Raw genomic sequence first — 22,695 nt, 5'->3', positions numbered from 1 at the left:
TTTAAGCTTGGTAGAAGTTCTGTATGACTAACAAGCTCCTTTCTCTTGCTCGACATTTTCCCTTATACTTGTAAAAATAATTCTGAAGAAAAACGATAGTTTCGATTTAGCGTTGCGAAAGCGGCTCTTTTGCGATGCAAAACCTACGCTTTTACCGTGCAAAACAGCCGCTTTTGAAATGCGAAACAACAGGTTTTGTAAAGCGTTGACAACGAGCGAGTTAAATAATAGATATTCTTGTGAAATATTTTTACAGCTTTATTATTTCATTTCCCTATATATAACAAGGTGTAAGAGAAAGAAAAGCAAGTAGCAGACAAAAGAGTACTTTCTATTCAGACGGATTCGACTATGGGATTTATCTTTCGCCGAATTTCGACAATACCACGAATAGTTTTTATAAAAAAATATGGCTCTTTGAAAGTTTTCGTTTCTTTCAAAGAGCCATAACAATACTTGATAAGTTTTATTTCTATATTTGTTAGCTGTATTTCGCTTAATGATTACCATTTAAGAACATTTCTTTTATAATTTCTTTTGTTGTATTACGCAAACGATGAGCAGCTACTTCGGTTTTCATAGCTTTGCTAAGAGGAGAGTCTGGCGGATTAATTCCAACAGCATTATGGAAGCCTGCCGACACCAATAGGTCGTGATTGGCTACGCAACCTGCAAGTGCTATTGTAGGAATGTTGTAGATTCTGGCCATTAACATTACGCCAAAGGGGAGTTTGTTGTTCAATGTCTGACTGTCTATTTTACCTTCTCCAGTTATCACAAGGTCAGCATTGTGTAAGTGAGTAGCTAAACCTGCCGTCTCCAAAATAACATCTACGCCTCTACGCAATTGCGCACCGAGTAAACAAAACGCATACCCCAAGCCACCTGCTGCACCGCAACCAGGTATTGAAGGGTCTGCTTTGCAGAGACGAGCAAGGTTACGTAAACCACTGTCTAATAGTTTTACCTCGTCTTGAGTTGCTCCTTTTTGGGGCGCATAAACGTATGCAGCACCATTACAACCAAATAAGGGATTGCTGACATCGCAAAGAACTTCGATTTGAACATTGCGGAAAGCAGCAAGCGAAGAAAGGTCTACGGAAGTTAAATGTATAAGGTCGCCCCCTCTTGGACAATCAATGACACGATTGTTTATGTAAAACTTGGCACCTAAGGCAGCCAGCATTCCTGTTCCGCCATCGTTTGTGGCACTTCCGCCAATTCCAATAAGAACATGTTGAATCCCAGCTCTGACAGCGTCAAGAAGCATTTCGCCTACACCGAAAGTAGTAGTTTTCATCGGGTTTTGCTCATTCGTTTGCAAGAGTGTAAGTCCTGCTACCGTTGCCATTTCCATAATTGCAACACGTCGATTTACTTCAATAGCATAGCGAGTAACAAGAGGGCGCATTAAAGGGCCGTGGACTTTACACGTCGTCCATTCCGCCCCTATGTGGCGAACAAGCGTTTCGGTAGTGCCTTCACCCCCATCTGCCATAGGCAAACATACGACTTCGGCTGTTGGAAAGGCATCTGTTATGCCCATACCAGCTGCGTCTGTTGCTTGCTTTGCGGTGAGCGAACCTTTAAAAGAATCGAAAGCAAGTACTACTTTCATTATCTCTTTGCAAAGTAGTAGTGAGCGTAGCTGCCTTTAGCATACGGTGGTTTCGGTGTTAAGCCTTTCGACAATAGCGTATGCAACTTGTAGGCTTCTGCATAATATCGAGGACGAATACTATCAACAGGATAGTATTTCGTTACGAAACGAGTAAATTTCGGTAAGTTTCGGTCAAGCAAGAAACCTGTTAACTGATAATGTATGGAGTTCTTGGTTGCTTTGTTAATAACGCTATCGGGTAATAGCAATGAATGTACTTTGCCAGGACGCAACACATCGCTGCCACCAACAAGACGGTATTCGTAAAGGCTATCGGATAGATGTCCTATGCGAGCTACACTATATATTGTAAGCATTGTGGTGGAAGAATCCACAGTTTGCATCTGCCTTATAGTACGCAAAGCATTGCGATACTTGTGGTTATGCACCAAAACTTCTACCTTTACTTTCTCGTGAAAATGCTTGTCGGAATTGCTAAACACTCCAACAAACAAGAAAAAAGCAAACATCGTACCGAGGTTTATCCACAATAGCTGAGAAATAAATCCTACGCCACGTACTTCTGGTTCGTATGGTTCGTAACGTCGTACATACAGCACGAGCACGACATAAAGAATTAACAATAACGGAGCAAGCCACGCCCAAACTCCAAAAGTAATTGATGTTGTTACATCTGAACTAATGGCGGTGAGTATCGTTAGCAAAAGCACAGAGGGAAAGTAAGTGAGTGCATAGCCACGCTTGCTCAATTTCAACAAGGAATTAACACCAATTTGGCATAGTTGCAACACAAGTGTTATTAAGATTGCACCTAACCACGGAACGTAATGAGTTTGCCCATTTGATGCCAAATGCTGTGTAAGTACTAAGATATCTGCCTGATAAAAGTACAGATAACAGAATGTGAACACACAAAAAACAATGGCGCAAGAGATGCGCATAAACTTACTTTCAAATCTCATTAGTACTATTTTCTCTTTCTTAAAACCAATGCGCTGCGAGCAGGAATATACAGTTTTAACCAACCCTTTCCTTCTTTTTCGTAAAGTGGATCAGCTAAAGTAGCATGCTTTACATTTTCGTCAACAAAACCAAAACCACCATATTCCCATGAATCAGTATTCAATACTACATTATAAACTCCATAAGGAACTAGAAAACCATAATCGGAAAATGAACGTGAAGGCGAGAAGTTGAAAACAAATAACAAATCGTTACGGCTGAAAGCCAGTATTTGGTCAAGGTCGTTGTGCCATACTTCTTGCAAAGGTGTATCACTAAAGTTAGGCTCACTCTTTATAACCTCCAGCATTTTCTTGTCAAAATCGCCAAGGAAGTGATAGCAGAGTTCCTTGTTATCTACTAAATTCCATTGACGGCGTGCATATTTATGGCTCCAGCCATTGCCTTCTCGGGGGAAATCTATCCATTCTGGGTGTCCAAATTCATTACCCATAAAGTTTAAATATCCACCATTGATGGTAGCAGCAGTAACCAATCGTATCATTTTATGCAATGCAATACCACGCCTTGCCCTATCATTCTCGTCGCCTTTCTTGAAATGCCAATACATATCGGCATCTATTAAGCGGAATATAATAGTCTTGTCGCCAACCAAAGCTTGGTCGTGCGACTCGCAGTAAGATATTGTCCGTTCATCGCTACGCCTGTTTTTTACCTCCCAGAATATAGACGAGGGTTTCCACGCTTCGTCGGGTAATTCCTTTATTGTTTTTATCCAATAGTCTGGAATGTTCATTGCCATTCTGTAATCGAAGCCATAGCCTCCATCTTTAAATCTTGCTGCTAATCCTGGCATACCCGAAACTTCTTCGGCAATTGTTATGGCGTGGCTGTTTACTTCATGTATTAAGCAATTCGCTAATGTCAAGTAGCAAATGGCATTGTCGTCTTGATGTCCGTTGAAATAATCGGCGTAATTGCAAAATGCTTCGCCTAAGCCATGGCTGTAGTACAACATTGATGTAACACCATCAAAACGGAAACCATCGAAATGATACTCCTCAAGCCAGTATTTGCAGTTCGACAAGAGGAAGTGTAACACTTCGTTCTTGCCATAATCGAAACAAAGCGAGTCCCAAGCAGGGTGTTCGTGGCGTTCGCCAGGGTAAAAATATTGGTTAGGGTCGCCAGCAAGGTTTCCCAATCCTTCTCTTTCATTCTTCACAGCATGCGAATGAACAATGTCCATAATGACTGCAATGCCATTGGAATGTGCTTCATCGATAAGTTTTTTAAGTTCTTCAGGTTTGCCAAAGCGAGAGCTGGGGGCAAAAAACGAACTTACATGATAGCCAAAACTCCCGTAATAGGGATGTTCTTGAATTGCCATAATCTGAATGGCATTGTAGCCTTCTTCTACTATTCGAGGCAATACGTTCTCTTTAAATTCAACATAGGTGCCAACTTTCTCTGCATCTTGCCCCATTCCGATGTGGCATTCGTAAATAAGAAGTGGAGATTTGTTTGGCTTAAAGGTCTTATGTTTCCATTGGTATTCTTCTTCAGGACACCATACTTGAGCAGAGAATATTTTTGTTTCTTCATCTTGAACGACTCGTTGTGCCCATGCGGGAATACGTTCGCCTTCTCCCCCATTCCACAAGACATACATCTTAAACAAGTCGCCGTGATGTATTTTCTCTTCATCAAGCACTAATTCCCAATCACCAGCAGTATCTTCTATTCTTCTACATTGGTAATCTTCGCTGCGTTCCCAATTATTAAAATCACCTATTAAATATAGATTTGTGGCATTGGGTGCCCATTCACGGAATATCCATTTACCATTTACTTTATGCAATCCGTAATAATTATATCCGTTAGCAAATTCGGAAAGAGTCTGCTTTCCTCCATTGGTAAGTTCCTTAATGCGTTCTACGGCATGATTATGTCTGCCAGAAATAGCTTCATTAAAAGGAGCTAAATAACTATCGTTCTTTACTATACCCATCAAGTGAGTATTATCTTCTGCCCTTTTTGCAGCAGTTGCTCTACCCTGAACCTTCATAATCATTTCGTTTTGCTATTAATTATTGTGTCGAATACCATTCTCGTAATAACCCTGTGCGACTACTTTTCCATTGCGGTCAGTTTCAGTAAACTTCCCATCTCGCACATCATTACGGTAAGAACCTTCAAAACGTATTCCTTTTTTATCTTGCTCTATGGCGGCTCCGTTGCGCTTTCCATCGCGATACATACCACGGAACTTGCTTCCGTCTGCATAATGGATTATAATTTGACCGTCCATCTTGCCATTACGGAATTGCCCTTCAATGACATCTTTATTTTTCTTGGTCAGCTTTCCTTGTCCGCTTTGTAAACCATTCTCCCAGTTTCCAACATAAACATCGCCGTTCTTCCACGCCATTGTTCCTGTTCCTGACCTTAAGCCTTTCAAGAAGCGTCCTGTATAGTGCTCACTATTTTTATAACGCAATATACCTTGTCCTGTTCGTTCGTCATCAAGGTAGTCGCCTTCGTAGATGTCGCCATTGCTAAACTTATACACTCCCTTTCCGTTACGTAAGTCGTTCTTCCAATCGCCATTATATTCTTCGCCACCTTGATAAATATAAACGCCTTTTCCTTCTTTGACATTGTTTACCCAATTGCCCACATAGGTTGTGCCATCGCTCCATACGAAGCGACCGTGTCCGCTTTTAACATCGTTCTTCCACATTCCATCATAATACGCTCCATTGGCAAATGTGTAACGTCCCATACCATTTCGCTTGTCCATTACCCACTCACCATTATATACATCGCCATTGTAATAGCGCATTATTCCACGTCCTTGTTGATAATCCTTGTACCAAAGGCCGTCATATACATTTCCATTCTTAAATGTAAATACACCTTTGCCGTGTTGTTGGTCTTGAAACCACTGTCCTGTATATTTCTCTCCGTCTGAGAAAGTATAAGTACCTTCTCCTTGGCGTTTTCCTTTTACAAATTCACCTTCGTAAACATCACCATTCTTATAAGTTGTCTTGCCACGTCCCGATGGTTTGCCGTTTGCAACATTTCCTTTGTATCGGTCGCCAGTTTTTGAAACAATAGATTTTACTTCTCCACTTTGCGCCATAGCAAAGAATGGCATTACTGAAAATATTATTGTGATATATAGATTCCTCATTTGCATTTATAATTGTCTCTAATTGCAAAGATACGCTTTTCAAGTGGCTTTTCCAAGAATCTAAACTTTTTTTCACTTATTTGCCCAACACATTACAATTACGTATTCAGAATGTATTAAAGGAATAAAATTTATGGTAACGGTTGTCTTTAAATCTATTAATTGGTTCTCAGATATATTTACTTTCATTTCCTGATAAGTGAGATGTTCTTCAGAAAAAAGCTTGTATGCAGCTTCTTTAGCGCACCAAGCAATTAACAAATCGGAAGTAGTGGTGTATGTTTCATCTGGTCGTAGAAACCTTTGGGCTATCTTTTGTATTCTGTCCGAATGGTATTCAATATCAATTCCTACTTCTAAACCCTTTGACAAGAGTATGACAACAAAGCCTTTCGTATGTGAAATACTGATATTATATCCTTCTATAAAAGGCTTTCCATCTTCATTGTGATTCAATACAACATCGTAGCCTAACATTTGTTTAAGCAGTTCTCGCTCGCCTTGCTTCTCTGCTTCCCTGCCGTTTTCTATTTCAAGAATACCTAAAACAATATCTTCAGCAGGGTAACTAATGCTACTTTTCATCTTGAATCGTTACTTTGATTTTGCTAATACGAAGATTTTCAATAGCCATTACTTCAAAAAGGAAGTTCTTATAGCTTAGTTTTTCGTGCAGAACAGGAAATTCGCCCTTCAACTCAAGCAACAATCCTGCCATAGAATCGGCATCACCCTGCAGTTCTTCAAATGTATCATCGTCTAAATCAAGTACCTTTGTAAAGTCGCCAATAGATGTTTTTCCCTCAAACAAATATACTCCAGGCGATAGCTTCCGATAAAACGATTTGTCGTCATCGAACTCGTCGTTAATTTCGCCCACAATTTCTTCGAGTATATCTTCAAGCGTTACAAGTCCGCTCGTACCTCCAAACTCATCAACAACGATTGCTATATGCACCTTATTATCTTGAAACTCACGCAACAAATCATCGATTTTTTTAGTTTCGGGAACAAAATAAGGAGGACGTATCAAACTCTGCCACCTGAAATTAGCAGGCTTATTCAAGTACGGCAAAAGGTCTTTGATATATAAGATTCCTCGTATGTTGTCTTCGTTATCTTGATAAACAGGTATTCGCGAGTAGTTGTTTTCTACTATACACTTCAAAACTTCCGCATAGTTGGAACGTATATCAAGGTCTACAATGTCTCGACGCGATGTCATAACCTCCTTGGCTGTTTCATCAACAAAACGAATAATGCCTTCAAGCATTTCCTGCTCGTTGCTTATTTCGTTCTTGTTTGTCAATTCCAATGCCTGCTCTATTTCGCCCATTGACAGCTTTCGCTTTTCTTGCTTCAGCATTTTCTCAGCAAGAATGCTGCTGCGCATCAATACATTTTCGATTGGCCAAAAGAGTTTGCGGGCAACCATTATTCCACCAACTGCATGCCGACAAAATCTTAAAGGATTCATACTGCTGTACACTTTCGGCATTATTTCGCCAAAAAGAAGAAGAAGGAAAGTAAGCAGAACGGTAGCACACAATATTTCTACCCAAGCAACTTTGAACTCAACAACCTCTCTCAGCACGAAACCTGAAAGCATAACGATTGTAACATTCACTAAGTTGTTTAAAATCAGGATAGTTGCTAATGTGCGCTCACTATCGTCTCGCAGTATTTGAATATTCTTATCGGTACTACTTTTTGTTGGTTCAAGTTCGTCAATATCGTTTGGAGACAAACTGAAAAAAGCGATTTCAGAGCCACTGGCAAAGCCTGAAACATAAAGAAGCAGGCACACTAATATTGCTGCAATAACAACTCCTACTGTTGGTGTATGAATTTCTACGGAGGAAGTAACAAATGTAACTAAATCGTTCATTTAAAATGGTAATTTGGAATTTTCCATTTCGTCCATCGTTGATAATGTTTCTCCACTCTCAACATTAGAACTTTCCGCTTTCTTAGGTGCAGCTAACCATTCCAAAGAGTCGGCATAAATCTCCGTAGTCTGTCGTCGGACACCTTTCTTATCGTCATAACTTCGGTATCTTACACGCCCTTCAACATACAGCTTGTCGCCTTTATGAATGTATTTCTCTGCATACTTACCCAAACTCTTGAACAATACGATATTATGCCAGTCGGTATGATCGGGAACTTTCGTTCCATTTGCTAAAGTGTAGCCCCTTTCGGTTGTTGCCAAAGGGAAAGACGCCACACACTGATCGGCATCGTAATAATGCACTTCAGGGTCTTTTCCTACATGACCTATTAACATAACCTTGTTCATGGGTGAATATTTTATTGTTTACTTGATAGTGGGAATTACTTCCACATACCAAGGTATCTGAAGCTAAAGTTCTTGCCTTTGGCAGAAGGGAACTGGCTACGAGAATCTACACGGTCTTTCAGATAATCGACAATACGATTACAGCAATCGATACCAGAAACAGATTTGCACTGCGCTACAAATGTTGTATCACGATATTCGTGCTTTCCTGTTGCTGCAATATAAACCACACGCTTGAAACTCAGAGTACCTTCGTACCAGCCATCGCGTTCTTCGTTAAGATGCATTATGGTTGGATTGTCTTTCTTCAATGCCACCCCACCCGTTCTTACAGCTTTTTTCTGCTTGAAATCGAGCATTGTTTCAGCTTCGGTCTTAATGATAATGAAATAAATACGTGGGCGTACTTTGTAACGCTTTGGATAGTAAACATCGCTTTCGGCATATAAACGTATATCGTCTTCCAATTCAGGTGTGAGCTGAATATCAGGAATTGATGCTAAAAAATCTAAAGCTTCTTCAACATTATATGCTAATGTTTCGTTATCGAAATATCTTAAGTATAAATTCATTTAGTCGGTGTTAGTATGTTTCTCTAAAATAAGAGCGGAAAACGAGACTCGAACTCGCGACCCCAACCTTGGCAAGGTTGTGCTCTACCAACTGAGCTATTTCCGCAAAACAAATAAGATTTCTCTTATTAAGTGAAGAGGAGGAGACTCGAACTCCCACGAAGCAATTTTCACTACCCCCTCAAAGTAGCGCGTCTACCAATTCCGCCACCTCTCCAAGTATTTTGCTATATAAGTAGTAGTGCCCAGAACAGGACTCGAACCTGCACGTATAAACACACGCACCTGAAACGTGCGCGTCTACCAATTCCGCCACCTGGGCATTTTGAGAACAGGTCTCTATCTACTTATACCAATATTTCAAAAAAGAGCGGAAAACGAGACTCGAACTCGCGACCCCAACCTTGGCAAGGTTGTGCTCTACCAACTGAGCTATTTCCGCAAAACAAACATTTCACCAAATGCTTTAAATAGTCGGGGCGACAGGATTCGAACCTGCGACCACCTGGTCCCAAACCAGGCGCGCTACCGGGCTGCGCTACACCCCGCTGCTATCTTCATAGATTACTCTATTTCTGATTTGCGAGTGCAAAGGTACTGTATTCTTTTTATTCCTCCAAATTTTACTACGCTTTTTTTCATACTTTCTTTATGGATAAAAACTGCTTTCTCAACTATATTGGTAGTTTTGAGGAAGTTATACAAATACAAAAACTTCATATTTTATTCTTGCTTTGGCTTCATTTTAGTGTTTTCACTGTTTTTATATGGTATTGTTGTACTGAAAACGCAGAAGATTTTTTGCTATGGAGAACCGAGTAGACAATGAAGAGTAAAACTTTAGTAAATAAGTTATTTAATAGGGAAAAAGAAGACAAAAAGAGTGTAAATATTTTTCACAGGGTTTACTATTGTGTAATACATTAATTATCAACACGTTATAAAAGCTATTGTTTTACATTCCAAAAGCGGCTGTTTTGCGATGCAAAACCTACGCTTTTACCGTGCAAAACAGGCGCTTTCGCAATGCTAAATCGAAATTATCGTTTTTCTTCAGAATTATCTTTACAATGTAAGAGTTATTTCCAGCATCTGCATTGAGCAAAAAAGGTAAATTCAATACCCTATAAACGAAATTATAATGGTGTATGAACCAAGAAGCAAAAAAATTAGAAAAACGAGCACTGACAAGTATTACTGTTTATTGGAAGCACAATCGTTTATACCATATTAATATATTGATAGGTTCAAATTGAATACGTAGGCTATCATATAAAATAGTTGAACAACTAAAATATACATAGGAAACAGTTTGCTGCAAAAAACCAAACCACTTGAAATAGAGTCGTACGCTTCCGACAGGGTTTTCAGTTTTCCGCACGCAACGCCATACGATAAAGAAGAAACAATGACGATGGAAGACAGGGCTGGAATAAGTCCTAAAGAGAAACTGCTGGGGAACAGACTTCCTGTAACACTTAGCAAAGGGGATTCGGGCAACATCGTGAAGATGATGCTCAATGCTATGAAGAATACGAAATCGAACAAGGCAAGCCTTATCCCTACCCTCTCTCTATAACGGAAATCGGCAAACTTATTTTTCCTGCATATCAATTTACATAACATATCGTGGAGTCCGCTTGTTTTATAGACGCCCCAAGCAATAGAAAAAAGTAACAGCCACACAAGCATATCACTCTTCAGATTGTTCGTAAACTGCCCTACAAACCATCGAAAGCCCCTGCCGCTGAGTAAAGAATTAATATTGACATCGGGGAATGCTGCAGTTACCAACCATGAACCAAACACGGTTAGCAACTGCATCATCATTAAGCCCAATGCTATAATTCCATACTTATTCTTCATCTGAATACAAGTTGTCTATGTCTATAATCCGTAATTCCAACGCACGCACTACCAAACGAGTAGCATTAACACTCTGTCCTCTACGGTCGTCGCCAAATAGTTTCTGCACGAGTTCGTTCTGGCGTTTTTCCAAACTCTTTACCCCGAAAGGCATACCACGCAGATTTGTAATCTGTTCCTTGGTGTAACCCAAAGCCAAATGGCGCAGGAAACGCTCGTCGTACTCGTCTATTTCGTAGTCGATTAATGCCTCTTGGCGCATCAATTGGTTGTTAATGCTGTATTTAAACTTCTCTACTATCTTTTGCAAAATAGGCTGATTGAAAACCAAACGTTTTCCACTCATAACGCTTGACACATCGCCTCGTGTGAGAAGTTCCCCACTTTTCAGGCAAATTCCGTCAGCTCCAGCATCTAAAACGTCTACCCATAGTTTCTCGTTCAATATCTCGCCCGTAAAAATCAATACCTTTAGGTTGGGATATAACTCTTTTGTCTGACGGCAAATTTCTACGCCGATTGTCGTCGAACCACCCAAACCTAAGTCCAACAATACCAAATCGGGCAACTCAGCCTTCATCAGTTTCCAATAAGCTACTTCGTTTTCGGCAGTACCTATAATATGCGCTTCTGGTATTTCGTTACGAAAAATGCCTTCTGTTCCTTTAAGTTCTAAAGGTACGTCCTCAACAATAATTACTTTAAAATCTTCCATATCTTTTTATTGTTCTTTCTTTGCTTGTGATAATGTTATACTCAATGTGGTCCCCCTGTCGGTGTTGTGGGCGATGATTCCACAACGGTGGCGGTTGAAAAATTCTCCATTCTCGCGTACAATCTGCCTGCATATCATATAAGGTGAATGCTCGATGCTTGGAACGAATAAGTTTGCACAGGCTTCATCGGACAGTTGCAACTGCGACATATATAAATGGAGTGTTAGATATTCGGGCGATAAACTTTCCACATCTACTTTGATGCGTTCGTTAGCATCTTGTTTCTGTAACAATTCAAATAGGTATTTCAGTAAATCTACATCGCCCAAGACGGCTAACTTTCCCATTTCCGGCGATGAAAGTTCCATATTTTTGGCAAGCAGTTCGCTGACTTCTATGCGCCTATACACTGGTTTGATAACCGAAACTTGGTGCATAGCCTGCATACTCAGCATAGAATAGAGTTCCTTATAATATACGGATAGCTCGTCAATCGTTTCCAATTCGGCGTCTTTCTCGGAAATAAGCTGACTTATTCTTGATGGATAGTACATTGTTTCGTGCTTCAATGTAGAAAGACAATTATCTAATATATTGTTACTTACGTGCAGCTTGTTGTTTTCAAACTCCATTCTTCGCAATTCGTCTTGCGCCAACTCTATGTTTGTTGAGCTTGTATTATAACTTTCAATAGACTTTTTCAGTGCCTCGTTAATCTTCTGCGTTATTTCTTTCAAGCTCTCTGGGAATTTGTTTGTTGCAATGGCACTTATCATTTGCTGTTTCTCGACGGGCGTTCCGTTGCTTAAAAGTATTGCGTTTATCTGCCGAATGCTCTCAACATATGACTGAAAACGGAACCGTTGTCGATAATACATAAAATAATACAACGGGAATATGGATAAAAGAAGCAATATCAATAAAACAATAGCTACGTTTTTGTTCGATTCCGAACGTTGCATCATACGGCAATACTCGCCCAAATTCTTGTCGGCTGAGTTTTCTTTAAATAATAATGTATATACATTGTTGTTGTATCTGTACAACGCCCAATCGTGAAGAGCCAATGCTGCGACTGCGCTTTCGTTACGAATGTCAAGTATAATACTGAAGTTTGTTGGCAAATCATCGTACAGCCATTGCACTTCTGCAGGCGTAATGTTGTCGTCGGCAATGCGTTTCATCAGATGTCTGCCATTCGGATTTAATCGCAAATAATACTTGTTCAAGTAGTAACGACAGGTATCAGCAAAGTCTAAAGTTCGCTTATAATCTCCTTTTATATTACTGAAGTAAGCCGAATCGGCATACATATTCGCAATGTCCAACTCTCTTAAAGAATTATTCTGCTCGCTTGCGTCTGCATTTACAGGTATATCAGGTTCGTTGGCATACGAAAGCAAAGAAGTGGAGAGCAGGCAAAGCAATACCAAAATGCGAGCAATTCCTTTCGGAAGACGGAAATAGAACCTGCTGCCTTCGCCCAATTTACTGTCTACACCTATCGAACATATGGCAAACAGCTTGCTTACTTTCTTGTATTTATTAATGATGCCATTGCAATTCATAAGCCCGAAGCCGTGAGAGTTTGTTTCCTTATTGTCCACAATTACCTTTCGGTCGAAGATATGATGCAATGCTTCAGGTTCAATCCCTACCCCTGTGTCTTTCACAGATATTTCAATGAAATCTGTTTCTTCCTTTGAAGATATGGAAACCATATCCCCTTCAGCCGTAAACTTGCGAGCATTTTCTGCCAACGTGTTTATCATAAACAACGTGAGTACCCTATCGGCTTTCACTATACTCTGCGTTGGCTCTATGTTTAATGTTATACCTTTCAGTTCAAAAGCCTTTCTCGACTTTGCTACAACATCAAACACTTGCTGCAACGAGAAACTCTCAATGTGCAAAGAGAGTTCTCCTTGTTGCAACTGAATCCACTGCGTCAATACATTATTATATTTATTGATGTCGTCTGTGAGTTCTGCAATATAGGCATATCGTTCGTTTCTTAATGCCTCTGTCCCTTTGTTGGTTTTCAATTGTTTGATTTCGTGAATCATTCTATCAATCAAAGGGTTCAGTGTATTGACAAGAAACAGTTTCGCACGCTTTTCTATGTTTCGCTTTTTATTCTTTACTACGTTGGTATGCGTTATATAAGAGGCTTCTTGTACCTCCTGATACTCTTCCTCAAGGTCTTCAAGTTCTTTCTCGTTTTGCACTTGCCACTCTTTCAATGGTAGCAGTAGGTCGTCTAATGAGTTGCCATTTGTATTTCTTTTCTTTAGATAATGGAATAGTAAAAGCAAGCCCAGCACCAATGCTATCATTACCAAGACAGCAACTATCATAAGATTCAGCTGTTGCGAAGTTGATTCAAGGATTCCTGCACGCGACTCCAAATACCTATCTTGGCGTGTTTGTTCCTGCAAGTCGAGGTAGATATTGCGGTTAAAATCGCTGCCTTGCTTGTCGTTTACAGCTGCATAAACCACGCTCAACTGCTCGCGAATAGAAGCCACCAAGTCGGGTGCTTGATTGATAGCTTTGTTCTTTTCCAATGCATCTTGCAGACAAATGATGGCAGATGGATAATTGTTGATTTGCCAATAACACGACGCCAACGTTCTAAAAGCACCCGCAATTTGATACACATCACCATATCTTATGAATAAATCGGTAGCTCTTTCTGCTAAGTTTCCTGCCAACAAGCTGTCAGGAACATTATCTGCGTTGATAAATCGGATAGACGCATAATTGTCTGCTATTAATTTATCACGCATTTCAGATATAATAAGATGTTCGCTTAAACCTTGCAACGAGTTCGCCTGCCAGTATATATAGCCATGCTGTTGTGCTGCTATGAAGCATCGCATCAAATAATCAAACTCCTGTTGGCTGACTTCTTGCTGTGTCCCCTTGTTTATAATGCCCCCGGCACCAATATTATAAAGATAATTAAGATATTGTGCCGTATCGTCACGAGCTATCAGTTCTTCGTTTATATCTTCCATAGCTTGCGCCGATTGTGCACGCAAGCCCACATAATAATAATAGGTAGAAGACACAATACTAAATTCGGAATTGGCATAAACCATTCGTTTTCGCTGATGCTCCGTCAGCAGTTTCTCCTCTTCAGCAATACGCTTTTGCCGCCTAATCGCCTTTTCTCTGAAGTCATAGAAGTCTTTATTCTTCGATTCTCTCTGACATAGACGCATCAACTGAACATCGGCAATCAGAAGTTCTACCTGATTGTTCGTTATGGAAAGCACACTGTCCAACTTCTCATAGGCACTTTTATAATTCATTCTTACTATATCAACAAAGGCCAGATTGTTCAATGCCTCTGCCTTTCCTGCATCATAGCCTTTTGAAAGTTCCAATGCACGTTTAGCATACACGTATGCTGTGTCTATATTCCGATAGTGGTAAGAATAGGAAATACTATTCAACCTGTCCACTTTATCCGTATCTACTCGTGAACAAGCCGAAAGAAAAGAACATAAAACCAATATAAATATAATTATAAGGTATGTTCCTGGTTTATGTTTCCTCGTTTGTAAGATAACTCTTATATTTGATACAAAAATACAAAAGATAATTGGATAAAATACCAAATAGTTTCATTTTTTATATTGCTTTGGCTGAAAAAGAGGCTTCAATACACCTTAATTCCCAACTATTATTATTATTTTTGCAAGAAATAAAATAGGAAACGCCGTATGGGTGATAGAATAAGAATAAAAGATATAGCTGCAAGGGCGGGCGTGAGCGTTGGTACTGTGGATAGAGTTCTGCACAAACGCCCTAATGTTTCTAAGTCTGCATTGGAGAAAGTAGAGAAGGTTTTGAAGGAAATAAACTACCAACCCAATGTTTACGCAAGCGCATTGGCATACAACAAGAGCTATACTTTATATTGCATATTGCCCAAACACACGAGCGAAGCCTATTGGCAAGAGATTGAAATAGGAGCAATAAAGGCCGTTGAATTCAGACGCGACTTTCATTTGAACATAAAGTTAAGGCATTTTAGCCGCCTCCAACCAGAATCGTACTTGGAAACTTGCCAAAGATGTTTGGACGAAAAGCCCGATGGAGTTATATTGGTTCCAACAACGTTAGAGGCTACAAAGGTCTTTGCCGACGAACTCCACAAGTGCAATATCCCGTTTGTATTGTTAGATTCGTATATGCCCGACTTGAACCCACTGTCGTTTTATGGACAGGATTCGTTTCAAAGTGGCTATTTTGCTGCAAAGATGCTGATGCTGATTGCACAAAAAGAAAAGTCGATAATGTTGATGAGGCAAACCTTTGAAGGGAAAATTACGAGCCGACAGCAGGAGAACCGCGAGGTGGGATTTCGCAATTATATGGAAAAGTTCTATCCGAAAGTTGAAATAAAGGTACTGGATTTGCCTATGGGTAAAAACAAGGCAACCTACAATGCGATGTTGGAAGACTTTTTCACTGCCAATCCTGATGTTCATCATTGTTTCACCATCAATTCAAAGGCATACATTGTAGGCGATTTCATTTTAGAAACAAACCGAAAAAACGTGCAGATTATGGGCTACGATATGGTTCCCCGAAACGCAGAATGTATGCGAAAAGGCAGTATTTCCTTCCTTATCGCACAGCACGCTTACCAACAAGGCTTTTCAAGTGTGGATACATTGTTTCAGAAGATTGTCTTAAAGAAAGACGTTCGTCCTATCAACTATATGTCGATAGAACTTTTATCGAAAGAAAATATGGACTTCTATCATCGCACGCGAATTTAGATTTCCTATCTGAATGATATAAACCAAGAGAATAAAAATGGACATTATACAACGCAATTTCTTTAAACTTATCCGTTCGGGGGCTTTCGACGACAAGTCGATTATTGAAGTTATGTCGCCATTTAAATGGAGAAGACTTTACGAAATTGTGCTGTTTCAAAACGTGTTGGACTACTTTGTGCGTGGCGTAAACAACTACGCAAACGACAAGAACTTGAACTTACCAGCCGAACTTATAGAGGAAATTCAGAAGAAGTTAGACCAACAAGAAGAAAGAAAGGCAACCGACAACGGTATAAACCTTAGCAACGGATTGCTAAACAAGAAGTATCACAAGATAATCCACAACGAATTGCACAGCATTGACACATCTGTTGAAACGTTAGACATTTTGAAACTCATCGTTTCCAACACTAACGCAATGCTCAATCACGGCATTAATCTTGACAGCATCATACGGTTAGGACAATATTTAAGGAAGAAAGGCGACAAGGTAGACTTCTTGAAATTGGAAGGCTGGCTGTCGTCGCTCCATTTACAGCGTATGGCACAACTCCAAGGCAGCATTCTTATTGCAGTATTTGGATTTGAAAAAGACGAAATAGACTTCGTAAAAAAGGAAGAGCCAATAGCCTACAAGCTGACGATAAAGATAATCTCAAACCTTGTTAAAGATACTGCGGGCGAATGGCACTTTAGGCAGAACTCTGCAGGTTTTGTGCAAAACAATGGCAAGATGTTGCGCAGAAACCTTCGCAGAAGCTACAAGTACATAAACTATGCCCCATTGGAAACAACCAGCAACTTTATTAACGGCTTTATCAGAGGACTCTCTGAGATAGAAGAATAATACCCTTTTGCTTTCGATGTCTATGTTTACGCATTGACAAAACTGCCCTGTACCTTTTTAATAATAAACGTTTCTTCTCGTTGCTTAAACGAGATAATTTAGTAAAGATTTTTTTCTTAAAAAGTGATAACTGCGCTTTGACATTGCGAAAGCGGCTCTTTTGCAACGCAAAACCTATGCTTTTACCGTGCAAAACAGCCGCTTTTGGAATGCAAAACAATAGATTTTGCAATGCACTGATAACAAGTAAGTTACACAATAGTTATGCTTGTGAAAAATATTTACACCCCTATCGCCTTATTCCCGTCCATAAAACAAGAAAGATTCTTTCTGTTTATGGTGTGGTCAAGCTATACTATTCTCTCCCACCGAAGCTCTGTTTCTCCAATAATGTGCTGATATTCTACTCGTAATCGTCTATTACGTTGTTCATCATATCCATCATTGGCTTTCCTGTTTTAGCTATTTCGATTAGCTTCTCCTTCCATTCATTGCCTTCAAAGAAACTATCGGGGACTTTCACCCAGCAACAATAGTCTTTCATACGAAGATATTGAGCAAACTCATAGTCGCGTGGAAAACCTTTCGGAATTGTTTTCAAAGCTGCCAAACCAAAACCTTTTTCAGAAACAGCGTCGTTCTCCCATTGTCCGTCGTTGGGATAACCGAAAGTCTTTATAAACTTTCCGTCTTCGACAATCTTACGCCATTGGTCGATATTCGCCATTATTTCGTTGCGGCACGAGGTTAGTATGTTGGTTGGCAACCAATAGGAACCCACCGCAACCAAGCAGTTGTTCGGTTCTAAATGAATGTAATAGCCACCTCGCAAAGCCTTTCGTCCCTTTGCGCAAATAAAGGCACCCAAGTGTCGTTTGTACGGACTCTTGTCGGGCGAGAAGCGTGTATCACGATAGAAACGATAGGTACAATCCTTTACTTTCAGGTGGGCTATCTCGCTATCAATTGTCGTCAAGGTTGTTATAGCTTCTTCAACGCCTGCCTCAAACTCCTTTTTTACGGCTTCATATTCAGACTTATGTTCTTGAAACCACTCTCTATTATTGTTGGCAGCTATGTTCTTTAAAAATGCCAATATTATTTTTGTATTCATTTTCGTTTACTTATTTAGTTTGCTATTATCCATATTCTTAGGGCAGAAAAACTCAAATGGGCATTTTTCGCACATCGGACGCAGGCTCTTGCAGATATATCGGCCGTGCAGGAGTATCCAATGGTGGGCTGAAGACACCTCGTTCAAAGGAATGTTACGCATCAGATAGTCTTCCACCTTACGTGGTGTGTTGGCATCGGCAGGCACCAATCCCAACCGATGACTGACACGATAGACGTGCGTGTCTACTGCCAAAGTTGGCTTTCCGAACCATACTGCCTGCAACACATTTGCGGTTTTCCTCCCTACTCCAGGCAGTTTCACCAATTCATTAGGGTCTGAAGGTATTTCGCCACCGTATGCATCTACAACCATACGTGCCATTTCAATCAAATGTTTTGCCTTTGAATTTGGGTAAGAAACGCTGCGCACAAGCTCGAAAACGTCTTCTACTTCGGCAGCAGCCATAGCTTTCGCATCGGGAAACTTGGCAAACAAAGCGGGAGTAATGGCATTTATGCGTTTGTCGGTGCATTGTGCTGAAAGCAAAGTTGCGCATAATAACTGGAAAGCCGAACCGAACATCAATTCGGTAGATACTTCGCCAACGTTCTTCCTGAAATAATCCAATATGTAGTTATAGCGTTCTTTTCTTGTCATCTTGTCGTTTATAGTTTCTTTCTAATGTGAGACAAAGGTACAAAAAGTTATTGAAAATTTGGTGTTTTGGTAAACTTAACGTACTTTTGCAGTATAAATAATAAAAACGTAGCATTATGACAACACCTATAATAGGATTGATTGCCTTACTCGTAATTGCAATAATCGGTTGGGCAATAGCAGAAGCAAAAAGCAAAGCAATAGAGTTTACACACTCTAAAGAGGAAGAAGAAGGATATGAAGAGATGCGTGAAGCATACGAACATGATGGTGGCAAGGAACTGTCTTTGAAAGACTTGCTGAAGAAAAACTATACAAGAGGCTACGAGTCTATTTAATCTTTCTTCCACTTTCCTTCAAATGTGTTTGTTGCTATTATAGCTAACAAAACACAAAGAGCCGACTCTCTTATTGAGAATCGGCTCTTTGTATTTCTGAAAGTTACAAGTTCTGTGGCGAGAAACAGCAGGTGGCTTTTCGTACTAAAGAATCTTATGTCCCTTGACTCAAGGGTTGCTTGATGTTACTTTCTCTATCAAATCGTCGGGTGAAACGAGTATTTGCTCGCCTGTATTCATATTCTTCAAAGTAACTTTGCCTTGTTCTATTTCGTTGTCGCCTGCAAGAACAACGAACGGAATGTGCTTTGCATTTGCATAAGTCATTTGTTTTTTCATCTTTGCAGTGTCGGGGAAAATCTCCGTTCTGATATTTGCCTGCCGTGCTTTCGCTACAAACGGCAACACGTAGCTTGTTTCCTTATCGCCAAAGTTGATAAACAACAACTGTGTATCGCTGATACTTTCTTTCGGATAAAGGTCTAACGTGTTGAGAACATCGTAGATACGGTCTGCACCAAAGCTGAAACCAACACCCGAGAGGTTAGGCATTCCGAATATTCCTGTAAGATTATCGTAGCGTCCGCCACCTGTAATGGAACCGATTTCAACGTCCAAAGCTTTCACTTCAAATATTGCGCCTGTATAATAGTTCAGTCCACGCGCTAAAGTCAGGTCGAGTTGTATTTCATTTTTCAGCTCTATTTGCTTCAAAACATCAAGAATGTATCTTGTTTCCTCCACTCCCTTTAGTCCTGTTTCGCTATTTGCGAGCACTTCGGCTATCGTGTCCAGCTTGTCGTCGTTGCTGCCACTTAACTGTATTATAGGTTGCAGTTTCTCTATGGAAGCCTTTGACAATCCTTCTTTTTCAAGCTCGGCATTCACCGCTTCAAGCCCAATCTTGTCGAGTTTATCGATGGCTGTTGTAATTTGGACTATCTTTTCCTGCTCGCCAATGACTTCTGCAATACCTGAAAGTATCTTGCGGTTGTTTATTTTTATCTGTACTCGGATTCCGAACTTGGTGAAAACGGTGTCGATAATCTGCATCAACTCCACTTCATTGAGCAAGGAATCTGAACCAACAATGTCGGCATCGCATTGATAAAATTCACGATAACGCCCCTTTTGTGGTCGGTCGGCACGCCAAACGGGTTGTATCTGATAGCGTTTGAAAGGCATTTGCAACTCTTCGCGGTGCATTACAACATATCGTGCAAAAGGAACGGTAAGGTCGTAGCGCAATCCTTTCTCTGAAAGCTTGGTCTGCAACTTCAACGGATTGCGTGCTAAAAGTTCCTCATCGGTAGTGCTTTTAAGGAAATCGCCTGAATTTAGAATCTTGAAAAGCAACTTGTCGCCCTCTTCTCCGTACTTTCCCATCAGGGTTTGGAGCGTTTCCATTGCAGGCGTTTCTATCTGTTGAAAACCATAAAGCGCATACACGCTCTTTATGGTATCGAATATATAATTTCGTTTTGCCATCTCATCGGGACCGAAATCGCGCGTTCCCTTTGGGATAGAAGGTTTGTTTGCCATCGTCGTTATTTTCTTATTATAGTTTGTTCTCGGTCTGGACCTATTGAGATAACACCAATTCTTGTTTCCAAGAAGTCTTCAAGGAACTTCACATAATCGCTAAATTCCTTTGGGAACTGTGCTTCGTCTGTAAGTCGTGTCATATCTGTATTCCAGCCTTTCAGTTCTTTGTAAATTGGCTTTACGTTGCTGATATCGTATGGCAGCTCGTCGGTGGTTTCGCCATTTGGCAGTTCGTAGCCAACGCAAGCCTTAATCGTGTCGAATGTGTCGAGTACATCGCTCTTCATCATAATGAGCTCTGTTACACCATTCACCATTATCGAATAGCGCAGTTGCACCAAGTCTATCCAACCGCAACGACGCTTTCTGCCAGTAACCGCACCATATTCGTGCCCTAAGTCGCACAGCTTGTCGCCTGTTTCATCGAAGAGTTCGGTTGGGAAAGGTCCTGAACCAACTCGAGTGCAGTAGGCTTTCATAATGCCAAACACGTTGCCTATCTTGTTTGGCCCTATACCCAAGCCCGTGCAAGCACCTGCTGAAATGGTGTTCGACGAAGTAACGAAAGGATAAGAGCCAAAGTCTATATCGAGCATTGTGCCTTGTGCACCCTCGCAAAGAATGCGCTTGCCTGCACGAAGTGTATGGTTTATCTCGTGTTCCGAATCGACAAAGCGGAAGTTCTTCATATATTCCACACCTTCCAACCATTGCTTTTCGGTTTCCTCAAAACCTTCAAAGTCTGTCCAACCCATTGAACTCAACAATTTAAGGTGGCGTTCCTTGTGCTTCAAATATTTATTCTCAAAGTCGTTTAGTATATCGCCCACACGCAGACCGTTTCTGCTCGTCTTGTCCGTATAGGTAGGGCCGATGCCCTTACCGGTGGTTCCCACAAGTTCCTTACCCTTTGCAGCTTCGCTTGCCTTATCCAATATTCTGTGGGTAGGCATGATAAGGTGGGCTTTCTTGGAAATGTAAAGTCGTTCGAAGAGTGGGTGTCCCGATGCAGCCAAGTCTTCTGCTTCTTTCATAAACAAGTCTGGCGCAAGCACAACTCCATTGCCAATAATGTTTGTCTTTCCACCTTGGAAGATGCCAGAGGGAATAGAGCGCAACACATACTTCTCGCCTTCAAACTCCAAAGTGTGCCCTGCATTAGGGCCTCCTTGAAAGCGTGCCACAACATCGTAGCGCGGTGTAAGCACATCGACTATCTTTCCCTTTCCTTCGTCGCCCCACTGTAATCCCAATAGGACATCAACTTTACCTGTTTCCATTAGTTTTTATCTTGTTTTTTACTTTTTTACGTTCGCGTGAGAGCTTTGCCTGACAACGTGAACAGACGCCGTATATATATAAGGAGAAGCCGTCTTTGCGAAAACGTGTAAACTTTGTTTCGGCAATAGCCTCCGTTATCGGTGTCGATTCTATCTCCGTTACAACTCCACAAACGGTACATATCTGATGTATGTGGTCGTCGTTATTGTAGCAAGCCTCGTATTTGGTTTGCCCTATAAAACGATGACGCACAACCAAGCGCAACTCTATAAAGAGACGCATTGTATTATAAAGTGTAGCGCGCGATACTCTGAAGCTCTCTTCCAGCATTTTTTCGCCCAATTCTTCGAGCGAGAAGTGCCCCTGCATACCGTAGACCGCATCGAGAATGGCAAATCTTTCCGTGGTCTTTCTGTGGTTGTTCATCTCAAGGTAGCTATCAAGTATGCCCCTAACTTTTTCTTTGACTATGTCTTTAGTCACGATTCACTGATTAAATTTCCACAAAGTTAAGGCTTTTTCTGAACAAAATCTAAATAAGGGAAATAAAAAAAAGTTAAAGATAGGGGCAAAATGGAAGAATGGAAACTTGGCGAATAGTTACCATTCAGTTTAATCCTTTAGAATAAAAAGTTTTTTCCAATCGTTATAAGATTCTTTAAAAATATTTTGTTTCCCTTATCAAGGATATGCCTCAAATTTGCTCTGTCTTTGTAAAGATAATTCCAAAGAAAAACGATAATTTCGATTTGGCATTGCGAAAGCGGCTGTTTTGCGAGGCAAAACCTACGCTTTTACCGTGCAAAACAGCCGCTTTTGGAACGCAAAACAATAGGTTTTATAAAGCATTGATAACAAGAGAGTTAAACAATAGA

General features: G+C 40.5%; 20 protein-coding genes and 5 tRNA genes. 3 read left to right on the top strand and 22 right to left on the bottom strand.

The window, feature by feature from the left end:
- Window positions 1–27: 27 nt before the first annotated feature.
- The 17 genes from BWX39_RS12440 to BWX39_RS05525 form a co-directional block, all read right to left on the bottom strand.
- Window positions 28–246 carry a hypothetical protein gene (locus BWX39_RS12440; protein WP_076123258.1) on the bottom strand — a complete coding sequence of 73 codons (219 nt, stop codon included), beginning with the start codon at window positions 244–246 and terminating at the stop codon, window positions 28–30.
- 250 nt (window positions 247–496) lie between these two features.
- Window positions 497–1,618, bottom strand: a complete 1,122-nt coding sequence (locus BWX39_RS05600; RefSeq protein WP_028906189.1) for a glycerate kinase — start codon at window positions 1,616–1,618, stop codon at window positions 497–499.
- On the bottom strand, window positions 1,618–2,583 hold the full coding sequence (locus BWX39_RS05595) for a hypothetical protein (protein ID WP_028906188.1): 966 nt from the start codon (window positions 2,581–2,583) through the stop codon (window positions 1,618–1,620). The genes BWX39_RS05600 and BWX39_RS05595 overlap by 1 nt, the downstream gene beginning before the upstream one ends.
- 5 nt (window positions 2,584–2,588) lie before the next feature.
- Complete coding sequence (locus BWX39_RS05590; RefSeq protein ID WP_028906187.1) at window positions 2,589–4,652, bottom strand: alpha amylase C-terminal domain-containing protein; 2,064 nt, start codon at window positions 4,650–4,652, stop codon at window positions 2,589–2,591.
- A gap of 18 nt (window positions 4,653–4,670) precedes the next feature.
- The gene (locus BWX39_RS05585; protein WP_028906186.1) at window positions 4,671–5,783 is read right to left on the bottom strand and encodes an MORN repeat-containing protein; all 1,113 of its coding nucleotides are present in this window, start codon (window positions 5,781–5,783) and stop codon (window positions 4,671–4,673) included.
- 72 nt (window positions 5,784–5,855) lie between these two features.
- Entirely contained in the window at window positions 5,856–6,368 is a 513-nt protein-coding gene (locus BWX39_RS05580; protein WP_028906185.1) for a 4'-phosphopantetheinyl transferase family protein, read from the bottom strand.
- Window positions 6,358–7,671: a gliding motility-associated protein GldE gene (gldE, locus tag BWX39_RS05575; protein WP_028906184.1), complete on the bottom strand. Its 1,314-nt coding sequence runs from the start codon at window positions 7,669–7,671 to the stop codon at window positions 6,358–6,360. The genes BWX39_RS05580 and gldE overlap by 11 nt, the downstream gene beginning before the upstream one ends.
- Window positions 7,672–8,082, bottom strand: coding sequence for a single-stranded DNA-binding protein (locus BWX39_RS05570; RefSeq protein WP_028906183.1), 411 nt, complete (start codon window positions 8,080–8,082; stop codon window positions 7,672–7,674). It lies immediately after the preceding gene.
- Between the two features lie 35 nt (window positions 8,083–8,117).
- Window positions 8,118–8,654, bottom strand: a complete 537-nt coding sequence (locus tag BWX39_RS05565; protein ID WP_076123256.1) for a hypothetical protein — start codon at window positions 8,652–8,654, stop codon at window positions 8,118–8,120.
- 33 nt (window positions 8,655–8,687) lie between these two features.
- Window positions 8,688–8,760: transfer RNA gene (locus tag BWX39_RS05560), tRNA-Gly, on the bottom strand.
- A gap of 27 nt (window positions 8,761–8,787) precedes the next feature.
- Window positions 8,788–8,871: transfer RNA gene (locus BWX39_RS05555), tRNA-Leu, on the bottom strand.
- A 25-nt stretch (window positions 8,872–8,896) separates the two neighbouring features.
- A tRNA-Leu gene (locus tag BWX39_RS05550) sits at window positions 8,897–8,976 on the bottom strand.
- A 47-nt stretch (window positions 8,977–9,023) separates the two neighbouring features.
- Window positions 9,024–9,096 (bottom strand) — tRNA-Gly (locus BWX39_RS05545).
- Window positions 9,097–9,128: 32 nt separating this feature from the next.
- Window positions 9,129–9,202, bottom strand: a tRNA-Pro gene (locus tag BWX39_RS05540).
- Window positions 9,203–9,884: 682 nt separating this feature from the next.
- Window positions 9,885–10,520, bottom strand: a complete 636-nt coding sequence (locus BWX39_RS05535; protein ID WP_028906182.1) for a hypothetical protein — start codon at window positions 10,518–10,520, stop codon at window positions 9,885–9,887.
- Complete coding sequence (locus BWX39_RS05530; RefSeq protein ID WP_014710109.1) at window positions 10,510–11,235, bottom strand: DUF5932 domain-containing protein; 726 nt, start codon at window positions 11,233–11,235, stop codon at window positions 10,510–10,512. The genes BWX39_RS05535 and BWX39_RS05530 overlap by 11 nt, the downstream gene beginning before the upstream one ends.
- Window positions 11,236–11,241: 6 nt before the next feature.
- Window positions 11,242–14,706, bottom strand: a complete 3,465-nt coding sequence (locus BWX39_RS05525; protein ID WP_244271456.1) for an ATP-binding protein — start codon at window positions 14,704–14,706, stop codon at window positions 11,242–11,244.
- 261 nt (window positions 14,707–14,967) lie between these two features.
- Here BWX39_RS05525 and BWX39_RS05520 point away from each other — a divergent pair, with 261 nt between their 5' ends.
- Together BWX39_RS05520 and BWX39_RS05515 are read left to right on the top strand one after the other, a co-directional pair.
- A complete protein-coding gene (locus BWX39_RS05520; RefSeq protein ID WP_028906180.1) occupies window positions 14,968–16,032 on the top strand; it encodes a LacI family DNA-binding transcriptional regulator in 1,065 nt (354 codons plus the stop codon).
- Window positions 16,033–16,069: 37 nt separating this feature from the next.
- Window positions 16,070–16,882 carry a hypothetical protein gene (locus BWX39_RS05515; protein WP_014710111.1) on the top strand — a complete coding sequence of 271 codons (813 nt, stop codon included), beginning with the start codon at window positions 16,070–16,072 and terminating at the stop codon, window positions 16,880–16,882.
- A 403-nt stretch (window positions 16,883–17,285) separates the two neighbouring features.
- Here the strand turns inward: BWX39_RS05515 and BWX39_RS05505 are convergent, their stop codons facing one another.
- Complete coding sequence (locus BWX39_RS05505) at window positions 17,286–17,996, bottom strand: DUF2461 domain-containing protein (protein WP_028906179.1); 711 nt, start codon at window positions 17,994–17,996, stop codon at window positions 17,286–17,288.
- A gap of 6 nt (window positions 17,997–18,002) precedes the next feature.
- Window positions 18,003–18,656 (bottom strand): endonuclease III, encoded by a 654-nt coding sequence (gene nth / locus BWX39_RS05500; RefSeq protein WP_004366229.1) that lies wholly within the window; start codon window positions 18,654–18,656, stop codon window positions 18,003–18,005.
- 116 nt (window positions 18,657–18,772) lie between these two features.
- Between nth and BWX39_RS05495 the strand changes: the two genes are divergently transcribed.
- Window positions 18,773–18,994 (top strand): hypothetical protein, encoded by a 222-nt coding sequence (locus BWX39_RS05495; protein WP_004362704.1) that lies wholly within the window; start codon window positions 18,773–18,775, stop codon window positions 18,992–18,994.
- 168 nt (window positions 18,995–19,162) lie between these two features.
- Here the strand turns inward: BWX39_RS05495 and hisS are convergent, their stop codons facing one another.
- The 3 genes from hisS to BWX39_RS05480 are packed head-to-tail and all read right to left on the bottom strand — an operon-like array spanning window position 19,163 to window position 22,303.
- Window positions 19,163–20,536 (bottom strand): histidine--tRNA ligase, encoded by a 1,374-nt coding sequence (hisS, locus tag BWX39_RS05490; RefSeq protein WP_028906178.1) that lies wholly within the window; start codon window positions 20,534–20,536, stop codon window positions 19,163–19,165.
- A 5-nt stretch (window positions 20,537–20,541) separates the two neighbouring features.
- Window positions 20,542–21,819, bottom strand: a complete 1,278-nt coding sequence (locus tag BWX39_RS05485; RefSeq protein ID WP_028906177.1) for an adenylosuccinate synthase — start codon at window positions 21,817–21,819, stop codon at window positions 20,542–20,544.
- Window positions 21,806–22,303 (bottom strand): Fur family transcriptional regulator, encoded by a 498-nt coding sequence (locus BWX39_RS05480; protein WP_028906176.1) that lies wholly within the window; start codon window positions 22,301–22,303, stop codon window positions 21,806–21,808. The genes BWX39_RS05485 and BWX39_RS05480 overlap by 14 nt, the downstream gene beginning before the upstream one ends.
- Between the last annotated feature and the right edge of the window lie 392 nt (window positions 22,304–22,695).

Source organism: Prevotella intermedia ATCC 25611 = DSM 20706, from assembly GCF_001953955.1.
In the GTDB taxonomy this organism is placed as follows: Bacteria; Bacteroidota; Bacteroidia; order Bacteroidales; family Bacteroidaceae; genus Prevotella; species Prevotella intermedia.
Note: the sequence above shows the minus strand (reverse complement) of the source record. Positions and strands in the feature narration are given on the sequence as shown.